The sequence below is a fragment of the Psychrobacter sp. FME5 genome (genome assembly GCF_014861375.1).
In the GTDB taxonomy this organism is placed as follows: domain Bacteria; phylum Pseudomonadota; class Gammaproteobacteria; order Pseudomonadales; family Moraxellaceae; genus Psychrobacter.
In genome coordinates this window covers 1-9,730 of record NZ_RRYX01000108.1, presented here as the reverse complement: position 1 = coordinate 9,730, position 9,730 = coordinate 1, and the positions used below count along the sequence as shown (strand labels likewise).

The 9,730-nt window shown below is 43.9% G+C and carries 8 protein-coding genes; 4 read left to right on the top strand and 4 right to left on the bottom strand.

What is annotated here, in order from left to right; genetic code table 11:
* The 3 genes from EI161_RS11860 to EI161_RS11850 form a co-directional block, all read left to right on the top strand.
* On the top strand, positions 1–254 hold a 254-nt coding region (locus tag EI161_RS11860), incomplete at its 5' end, for a transposase (protein WP_192529645.1).
* Positions 255–432: 178 nt separating this feature from the next.
* On the top strand, positions 433–2,049 hold the full coding sequence (locus EI161_RS11855; protein ID WP_192529644.1) for an MFS transporter: 1,617 nt from the start codon (positions 433–435) through the stop codon (positions 2,047–2,049).
* Positions 2,050–2,147: 98 nt separating this feature from the next.
* Entirely contained in the window at positions 2,148–3,509 is a 1,362-nt protein-coding gene (locus tag EI161_RS11850; RefSeq protein WP_192529643.1) for an HlyD family secretion protein, read from the top strand.
* Positions 3,510–3,815: 306 nt separating this feature from the next.
* Here EI161_RS11850 and pdxH read toward each other — a convergent pair whose 3' ends face one another.
* The 4 genes from pdxH to EI161_RS11830 form a co-directional block, all read right to left on the bottom strand.
* Positions 3,816–4,460, bottom strand: a complete 645-nt coding sequence (gene pdxH / locus EI161_RS11845; protein WP_192529646.1) for a pyridoxamine 5'-phosphate oxidase — start codon at positions 4,458–4,460, stop codon at positions 3,816–3,818.
* Positions 4,461–4,502: 42 nt separating this feature from the next.
* Positions 4,503–5,873, bottom strand: a complete 1,371-nt coding sequence (glmM, locus tag EI161_RS11840) for a phosphoglucosamine mutase (RefSeq protein ID WP_192529642.1) — start codon at positions 5,871–5,873, stop codon at positions 4,503–4,505.
* Between the two features lie 286 nt (positions 5,874–6,159).
* On the bottom strand, positions 6,160–7,632 hold the full coding sequence (guaB, locus tag EI161_RS11835; RefSeq protein WP_192529641.1) for an IMP dehydrogenase: 1,473 nt from the start codon (positions 7,630–7,632) through the stop codon (positions 6,160–6,162).
* A 334-nt stretch (positions 7,633–7,966) separates the two neighbouring features.
* Entirely contained in the window at positions 7,967–9,349 is a 1,383-nt protein-coding gene (locus tag EI161_RS11830) for a mechanosensitive ion channel family protein (RefSeq protein ID WP_192529640.1), read from the bottom strand.
* Positions 9,350–9,453: 104 nt separating this feature from the next.
* Here EI161_RS11830 and EI161_RS11825 point away from each other — a divergent pair.
* A partial coding sequence (locus tag EI161_RS11825) for a helix-turn-helix domain-containing protein (protein ID WP_192528923.1) occupies positions 9,454–9,730 on the top strand: 277 nt, incomplete at its 3' end.

The window sequence follows — 9,730 nt, the reverse complement described above, 5'->3', positions numbered from 1 at the left end:
TGTTCTTTGAGTATCCGAAAGATATCAGAAAAGCCATCTATACCACCAATGCTATCGAGTCGCTAAACAGCGTGATTCGAACGGCGGTGAATAAGCGTAAGGTGTTTCCCTCTGATCAGGCAGCATTCAAGGTAGTATATCTGGCAACCCAGCAGGCCTCTAAAAAGTGGTCGATGCCAATCCGTAACTGGACGTCTGCTTTAAATCGCTTTATGATTATGTTTGATGATCGCATTAGTAAGCATTTAATCTAAATGGCAGTTACACAGAATCTGGGATGGGCTCGGTACATAAGCAATGCTCAGTAGAAATTATGATAAAATGTCTTAAGCAATTTTTAGTCTGTTTTTGCCTTTATCAGCGTATTAAATAACGCTAATCTGGAAGCTGTCCTATGCCACTTTATTTTACTACGCAGATTATCGTCTATCCATGAGTACTGAATACCAGTTCAAACCCCATGAACAACCATTTATGCTGGGTTCCCCTGCCACCCCTGACCATCCCGTGCGCCGAAAGGTGTTCTACTTGCTGATTGGGATTTTTATCGGCTTGACGGCCAGTTTTCAAAATGGTCTATTGGTCGCCAATCTTACCCAAATTCAAGGTGAAATGGGGTTAACGCCTGTTGAAGGTGGCTGGATATCGGTCGCCTATAATATGACCAATGCTTGCGTCACTGTGCTGTTGTATAAAATTCGCCAACAGTTTGGTATGTCACTATTTAGCAAGATTACCTTATTCTTTTTATTAGCAGCCACCAGCATGCAGTGGTTGGTCAGTAGTAACCTACTGAGTACGGCGACTGGCATCAGTGTTGAGCCTTTTTATTTAGAGCTGGTTGCCCGTGGTTTCAGTGGTGTGGTTGCCAGTGCGATGACGGTGTTGTCTATTTTTTATTGTCTACAAGGCATGCCGACAGCGAAGCGTATCAGCGGACTGATTTTAGGCTTTGGTTTGGTGCAGTTTGGTATTCCACTGTCACGTATTATCTCACCATATCTTGCTATTGACGGTCAGCTTGAGAATCTGTTTTTATTTCAAGTTGGACTATCCCTAATTTGCTTTGGGCTTATTAATATCCTTGAGTTGCCACCAGGCAATACCCAAAAAGTCTTTGAGAAACTCGATATTATTAGCTTTGCTTTTTTTGCTAGCGGGCTCGCATCCCTATCTGTATTTTTAGTACAGGGTAGGATTCAGTGGTGGACAACGCCTTGGCTTAGCTATCCACTGATTATTGCTGCCGTGACTATTACGATTGCTTTATGGATTGAAACCCATCGTCAAAACCCCATGCTACAAGTACGCTGGATGCGCAGTCGTACTATTATCGCCTTTATGATAACAGGCGCTGTCATGCGTATTTTATTATCTGAACAAAGCGTTGGTGCGGCAGGGCTATTGGCCAATCTTGGCTATGGCAATGATCAAATGATTGTTTTTTATGCCGTGGTATTAATCGCCAGTGTGCTGGCATTAGTGATTAGTATTTTTAGTACCAATGCAATGGATCTACGTCGACCGGTAATTTTTGCGGTTGCGCTGATTGCCGTTGGCGCGTGGATAGATACTGGTGTATCGCTAAACTCTGCTCCACATATGTTTTATCTCAGTCAGTTTATGATTGCCTTTGCTGCTGTTTATTTTATGGGACCGATGGTATTTGAAGGCATGTTTCGTGCCATTGCCAATGGCCCTGCTTATATTATTAGCTTTTCGGTGATCTTTAGTATTTCACAAACCGTTGGCGGTTTGGCAGGCGCTGCAGGCATTCAAGCGTTTACCACCATTCGTACGCAGATGCATTATGCCGATATGGTCAGCTCAATGAGCGGCGATAATCGTGCTGCAATGACACAAGTACTGCAAGGTGTACAGCAGCAAGCGACGGTCGCAGCTTATGATGATTTGTTCTTTTTAATGGCAGTGAGCGCTACCATTACTGCCTTGTATTTATTAACTATCTACCTATATTATCGTTATCATAAGCGTAACCCGCTCGCTAAAGAGCTTGCCGCTTTGGCGAAGATGAGAGAACAAAAATAGCCAATGCTACAATTTTTATTACTCACCCTCTATTCCAATCCTATGCTTATTTTTTTAAAGTTATCTATTATGTTTATTAAATTCATTAGGAGTGCATCATGAGCGAAAACAAAACGAATGAGCTTGATGACCACAATCAAAGCACTGCTCAAAACGCTACTCAAGATGCTACCCAAGACCCTGCTCAGAACAATCAGATGCCGTCCAATGCGCCATCAGCAGCAACTCATCTAGAAAAGCCAAAAACCGATGAAACTGATGCGACGGTGGCTATACCGAAAGAAGAAGATTCAGCAGCGACGCCTGTTGCCGCTGAGACAACAGATAGTGATGCAGATGAACCCCCAATGCCCCCAAAAGAGCCCATTCCTAGCTCTGCGGGTTGGTCACCTAAAAAGAAATCTTACTTCAATCTAGGCCTATTAATTGCATTAGTTACTATTGGCGTGCTTTTGATTCTTTATGCATGGAAACTGCCCCCGTTTACGCCTACCGTGCAGCAAATCAATAATGCTTTTGTAAAAGGTCAAACAACCATTATCAGCCCACAAGTCTCAGGCTATGTCACGAAAGTAGCAGTCGAAGATTTTGCCAGCGTCAAAGCTGGTGATTTATTGGTCAAAATAGACGATCGAACCTTTCAGCAGCAACTCGAGCAAGCGCAGGCCAATATCGAAGTTGCGGTGACCAACCGCTCTAGTAATGCTCAGGACACGGGAACCAATCAAGCACAAATCGAAGCACGCGAAGCTGATTTATATAGCACCAAAGTCAGCGTTGACAGTGCACGTGAAGATGTTAATCGTTATGAAGGTTTGGATGCTATTGGCGCTGTTTCAAAGGCAGAAGTTGCCCATATAAAAGCACAACTTGCTCAAGCACAAGCGAGTGTTCAACAAGCAGAAGCTAATTTACAAGTTGCCCGTGAGGCTAGCGAAAAGACCAGTGGCAGCCGCTCTTCCTTAGATGCCAATATTAAAAATGCGGAAGCGGGTGCCAAGCAAGCGCAGATTAATTTGGATAATACGGTCATCACTGCACCTGAATCGGGGCAGTTGAGTCAAGTTAGTGTCAAAGAGGGACAATATGTGAGTGCTGGTACTCAGCTAATGTATATCGTACCAAAAGGCATTTGGGTTATCGCCAACTTTAAAGAAACCCAAGTGGCCAACATGACTGTCGGCGAGCCTGCGACTGTACGTGTCGATGCGTTGGGCGGCGTTAAGTTCCGTGGTCATGTGAGCAACATCTCGCCAGCCACTGGCAGTGAGTTTAGTGCAGGCGCGGCAAATCCTGCGACTGGCAACTATATTAAAATCGCTCAGCGCATTCCGGTACGTATTGACTTAGAACAAAACCAACCTGAGCTTGCACAATTGCGCCCTGGTATGTCGGTGTCAGTCGATGTGGATACCGATGTTAAAAAAGAGCCTAAGAGAGTGAATACTCAGAGTAATTAATAAAACTGACCTACATACTTCTTATCAAGAAAGCCTTTAAAAGCAATTTTTAGGAACATCTTTTAGACAAAGCTTTTAGAAAGTCAGTACCATAAAAAGCCAGCTTATTCGCTCTTATAAAACGGCGAGTAAGCTGGCTTCTTTGTCTAATTTGACTATTGTCATACTTATACTATTCACAAAAACTAGATAGAGTAGCAAGGAAAACGAGTGCAAATGCTACGCACTGTAGACTAAACGAGTTTGACACAGCTAATCGTACTTTTTGGGTTTGGTATTATACCTACATATGAGTAGCAAACAGGTCTAAGGCAATAAGCGTTTGGTACTCCAGCTATCACTATTTTTTTTACTATAGACAATACGGTCATGCATACGGTTGGCACGGCCTTGCCAAAACTCAATCTCATTGATAGTAATTTCATAACCACCCCAAAACGCTGGCGTCGGCACTTGGCTATCTTCTGGATATTCGCTTTGTAGCTGATCAAACTTGTTTTCCATGACCTCACGGTTAGCCACTTCACCACTTTGAGGTTGACTGACCCATGCCCCTACTTGGCTGTCATGTGGGCGCTTTTGAAAGTAAGTAGCTGATTTATCAGCAGCAATTTTAGCAATGCTACCGCTGATACGTGCTTGACGCTCCAGCTCATGCCAAAAGAATAACACCTCGGCATTCGGGTTTTCGGCAATATCCTGCCCTTTGGCGCTTTCATAATTGGTATAAAATACCACGCCATTTTCAGTAATCTCACGCATAAGGACGATACGTACACTAGGCTTGTTGTCCGCGCCACACGTCGCCAGACTCATTGCATAAGGCTCTTGAACTTTTTGTGCTATTGCCTCATTCATCCAGCCTTTTAAAAGCTCAAATGGTGACGCTGGTACAGACTGTTGATCAAGTTCACCTTTTTCGTACGACAAACGCTGATCGGTAAAATCCATGCTCATGGTCATTCCTTATTTTAATATTGTTATCTAATGATATTAACCTAATACGGCTTTGATATGATCAGCCAAATCGTTCGCCAATACATCACATTCTATTTCATCATCTGACTCAACCATCACTCGTATCATTGGCTCAGTACCTGATTGACGAATCAATAGACGACCACGACCTTCTAAAGTATCCTGTGCTTTCTCAAAAGCCGCGACCAATTCTTGATGCTCAAAAGGATCTTGCATTTGACTTAAACGCACATTGACCAGTTTTTGCGGTAGTTTTTCGAAACCCTCGACAAGATCGCTTAAAGCACGGCTTCGGGCTTGCATGACGGACAACACTTGTAAACCTGCAATGATCGCATCACCCGTTCGGCTTTTATCCAAGCATAAAATGTGACCTGACGGCTCACCGCCCAATATCCAACCATTGGCCTCAAGGTCTTGCATCACATAGCGATCGCCCACTTTTGCCCGAGTAAAATCAATATCAGCGGCTTTTAATGCCAACTCTAAGCCCATATTACTCATCAGCGTACCCACGACACCCTTAGCCTTGATCTGACCTTGGGTAGCCAGTACATACAAAATGCCATCGCCATCGACTAAGTTACCAGCTTCATCCACCATCACGATACGGTCACCATCACCATCTAGCGCAATACCAACATCTGCATCGTGTTTCAGTACAGCTTTTTGTAGACCTTCAGGATGGGTAGAGCCGCAGTCAGCATTGATATTAACCCCATCAGGCGTATTGTTGATGGCAATCACGTTAGCGCCCAGCTCACGCATGACTCTTGGAGCCACGCTATAGCCTGCGCCATTGGCACAATCCACAACGACTGTCAGATGACTCAGGTCATACTGATAAGGAAAACTGCCTTTACAGAATTCGATATAGCGACCTTTGGCATCATTGATTCGATTGTTTTTTCCCAACTCTGCTGGATCCAGAATGGGCATGATCACATTATTATCAGCCTCAGAGGCGCTCATGATGGCTTTTAATTTGTCATTAATAGAGCTTTGCAGCTCATCGGTCAGTTTCTTACCATCACCTGAAAACAGCTTGATACCGTTATCATAATAAGGGTTGTGCGATGCCGAGATAACCACGCCAGCATCTGCATTGAAACTGCGGGTCAAATGCGCAATAGCTGGTGTGGGCAATGGGCCGAGCATGTGAACATCGACACCAGCAGCATTGAACCCTGCTTGTAGCGCTCCTTCAATCACATAGCCTGACAGGCGTGTATCTTTACCGATGACCACACTTGGCTTGCGAGTAGGATTGTCATTGTTCTCTATCAGCACCTGTCCCGTCACATAGCCCAACTTTAAAATAAAATCAGGGGTAATTGGTAACTCACCAAATTTTCCGCGAATGCCATCGGTGCCAAAGTAGCTCATTATGTATGCTCCCAAAATCTAAAAGTGAAAAGTCAGGCCTATATATCGTCAGTTCAAAATAAAAGTGATACGGTTGTAGTAAATAATAACGTGCTATTGCTATAAAATGAATCCACTATATAGGCGCTAATATAGTTGTTGTAATATGTTCCTGTATTTTACAAAAAAAACAGCCAACAATAACAAGGCATTGTTGGCTGTTTGTATCTTAAGGTCACTATAGCCCTGAAAGTCAGCTATTTTTAAGGTGATATAGGGCTATTAATCATTATCCAAGAGTTATCGTTTAGTTGACGCGATAGTTTGGTGCTTCTTTAGTGATTTGCACGTCGTGAACATGCGACTCTTTCATACCTGCTGACGTTACTTTGATAAACTGTGGATTGGCACGCATATCCTCGATGGTTGCAGAGCCAGTGTAGCCCATCGATGAGCGCAAGCCGCCAACCAATTGATTGACAATACCAGCGACTGGGCCTTTATAAGGGACGCGGCCTTCGATACCTTCTGGGACCAGTTTTTCTATTCCATCTTTGGCATCTTGAAAATAGCGATCCGATGAGCCATTCGAGCCTGACATCGCCCCAAGGCTACCCATACCACGATAGGCTTTATAATAACGACCTTGGAATAACTCCACCTCGCCTGGCGCTTCTTCGGTACCAGCCATCAACGAGCCTACCATGATGCAAGAAGCACCAGCGGCAATGGCTTTGGCCATATCACCTGAGTAACGAATACCACCATCAGCAATCAGTGGAATGCTATCTTGTAATGCACTGGCCACATTATCTATCGCTGAAATTTGCGGTACACCAATACCAGCGATGATACGCGTGGTACAGATAGAACCCGGACCAATACCCACTTTTACTGCATCAGCACCAGCATCACGCAATGCTTTAGCCGCATCACCTGTTGCGATGTTACCACCGATCACTTGCACCTGTGGGTAGTGTTTCTTAATCCAAGACACTTTATCGATCACACCTTTTGAATGACCGTGTGCCGTATCGACCACGATAACATCGACATCAGCGGCGATTAATGCCTCAACGCGTGCTTGGGTGTCTGCGCCTGTACCAACAGCAGCACCAACACGTAAACGACCCTGTTCATCTTTACAGGCGTTTGGATTGTTTTCCGCTTTTGCAAAGTCATTCACTGTAATCAAACCGCGTAAACGGAACTGATCGTCAATCACGATGACTTTTTCGATGCGGTGCTCATGTAACAAGCGTTTGATATTTTCGTTGCTTTCACCTTCATGTACCGTTACCAACTGGGCTTTTGGTGTCATTATTTTGCTGACTGGCAATGATAGATTGGTCTCAAAACGCCAATCTCTATGGGTCACAATACCCATCACATTATCAGTGCCTTTTTCGACCACAGGTACGCCTGAAATGTTATTGTCTTGGGTCAGCTTTAGCAACTCACCAATGGTCATTTCAGGATGTACCGTGATAGGATCAACCACCGTACCCGCTTCAAATTTTTTGACGCGGCGAACTTGTGTGGCTTGCTTGGCGATATCCATGCTCTTATGCAAGATACCCATACCGCCTAACTGCGCCATGGTGATAGCCATTTCAGACTCAGTCACCGTATCCATAGCAGCAGAGACAAGCGGTAGGTTCAACGTGATATTTTTGGTCAAACGTGTAGACAGGTCGGCAGTTTTTGGCAGGACTTCAGAATAGGCTGGCAACAATAAAACGTCATCAAAGGTTAAGGCTTCATCGACAATTCGCAACATACAGACCCCTAGTAGTGGTTATTTTGATGGGTGGACAATGCAGACATCAAGTCAATAAACTAACGTTTTATCAAAGCCAAAGGTGATGAAAAAACAGTGAGGAACAAACACTATATACAAATATTCGCTCGGCACATTAGCAATTTATTAGCGGTAACGAGACGGTTGGTTAAATAGATTTGCCAATATAGCGTATCTAAACACCCTAAAGTCTAATTACACGACGCTTAACAACTGAATTATCCCTTAAAAATAACGCCATATTATAACAAATAAAGCAAGGCTTCGCATAACATATTTGTCAGCTTATTTTGCCATGACGGTGCCATTGTTTTTAAACGTCGCTACTCTTAAATATCAAACGCTCAGCCGGTAAGTAGTCTTTTTGTTCGGTATATAAATAACTCATCATCTGCTCACGTACTTCACACTCAAGCGTCCAAGCGTTTAATGGGCTATCAGATGCCTGGCTACAGCGTAGCTTGATGCTACTTTCTGACACTGACACTGTATGCATCTCAGGTTCCGTCTCAACGTCCCATAGCTCATTTTCTTTCACCAGCTCGATATATTTTTGTCGAATAGCGTCAATATCAGCACCATAATCGACATATAAATAAATTACTGAAGTTTGATGCGATTCTGTATGCGACCAGTTCTCCACAATCTCAGTAATAAAGTGACGCATGGGCACGATCAAACGACGCTCATCCCATGTTTTTAATACCGCATAGGTATAGCCTAAATCCTCAATCGTACACCACTCACCTTCCATCATCACTGTATCGCCAATCCGCACAGGCTGCGTAATGGCAACCTGTGTCCCAGCAATAATATTACCTAGAATAGGCTGTGCAGCAATACCAATGACCGCGCCGGCAATACCTGCTGACGTTAACAAGGTTTTACCCAAACCGTCTATATTAGTAAACTCACTAAGTCCTACCCAAATACCACCAAGAATCATAACAAAAATAAAAATACGGCGAAATATAGAAACATAGGTGCGGCGACTGCGACTTTTATCAAAATGCTCATCGCTTAAGTTTTCAATTTGCAAATCTTTGTAGCGATTGGCAAAAAAATTAATGGCTTGAATACCCAGCCACATGGTACTAAACACCAATCCAACCCAAACGACTGGTCGTGTCGATGAGGCAACGGCATCTAAATAAGGAAGACCGCCTGACACTAGGGTATAAACCGACGAAAAACTGATGGTAAAGGTCAAAGGCACCGTGAGCTTATTGACCAAATCTTCCACGCCATTATGGTGAAGCGTACCGAGGCGATTTCCTTCTTTATCTACCACATACCAATTGAGGATTTTGCCAGCAGCTTTACTTAACAACCAACCCACTGCCATGGTAAAAGAGAAAAATAGCAGTAGCGCTAAAAATTCCCAAACGGTGATACTAAAAATCTTTAGCTGTGTCCACTCCGGTAAATAACGCTCAAACTTAGCGGGGCGATACTGCTCATAAAGCTTATCAATATTACTAACCGTTTGGGCTGAAAACACCCAAAAAGGCGCGCTATCATCAATGCGTACCCGCTCTAGATGTATCGGAACACGGCGGTCGCGATAGTCGATATAACCAAGCTGAATCGAGCGTCTAGGAATGCCTTGAATGCTATTAGTGCTACCAAGCGGTGGTTCAACCAAGCCATCAGGACGATCTGGCAGGTTATCAAACACATACAGATTTTTTTCCATCTTAGATTAACACATGAAGTGCAATACCAAATGTGAGGTGAAAAAAAGACCTAGATGCGCTAGCATCAAAGTTTTTATCCACCGACCAAAGTGAGATTGCAACCATGAACTATACACATCTAAGCCTAGGTGAACGATACCAGATTTATGCCCTTAAAGGGGCAAAACATAGTATTAAATTTATAGCGAGGGCGTTAAACAGAAGTCCCAGCACCATATCAAGAGAGCTAAGGCGTAATAAAGGCCTGCGCGGTTACCGAGCAAAGAATGCTAATAACAAGGCTTGTGACAGACGGTCAAACAATGCGCCCAGCATCATCGCTGACGTATGGGATTGGGTCACAGATAAGCTAAAAGACAGCTGGAGTCCTGAACAAATAG

Excerpts from the sequence above, each read along its gene's own strand:
- guaB (WP_192529641.1), bottom strand. The coding sequence starts at position 7,632 with ATGTTGCGAATTGTCGATGAAGCCTTAACCTTTGATGACGTTTTATTG.
- EI161_RS11830 (WP_192529640.1), bottom strand. The coding sequence starts at position 9,349 with ATGGAAAAAAATCTGTATGTGTTTGATAACCTGCCAGATCGTCCTGAT.
- glmM (WP_192529642.1), bottom strand. The coding sequence starts at position 5,873 with ATGAGCTACTTTGGCACCGATGGCATTCGCGGAAAATTTGGTGAGTTA.
- EI161_RS11850 (WP_192529643.1), top strand. The coding sequence starts at position 2,148 with ATGAGCGAAAACAAAACGAATGAGCTTGATGACCACAATCAAAGCACT.
- EI161_RS11855 (WP_192529644.1), top strand. The coding sequence starts at position 433 with ATGAGTACTGAATACCAGTTCAAACCCCATGAACAACCATTTATGCTG.
- pdxH (WP_192529646.1), bottom strand. The coding sequence starts at position 4,460 with ATGGATTTTACCGATCAGCGTTTGTCGTACGAAAAAGGTGAACTTGAT.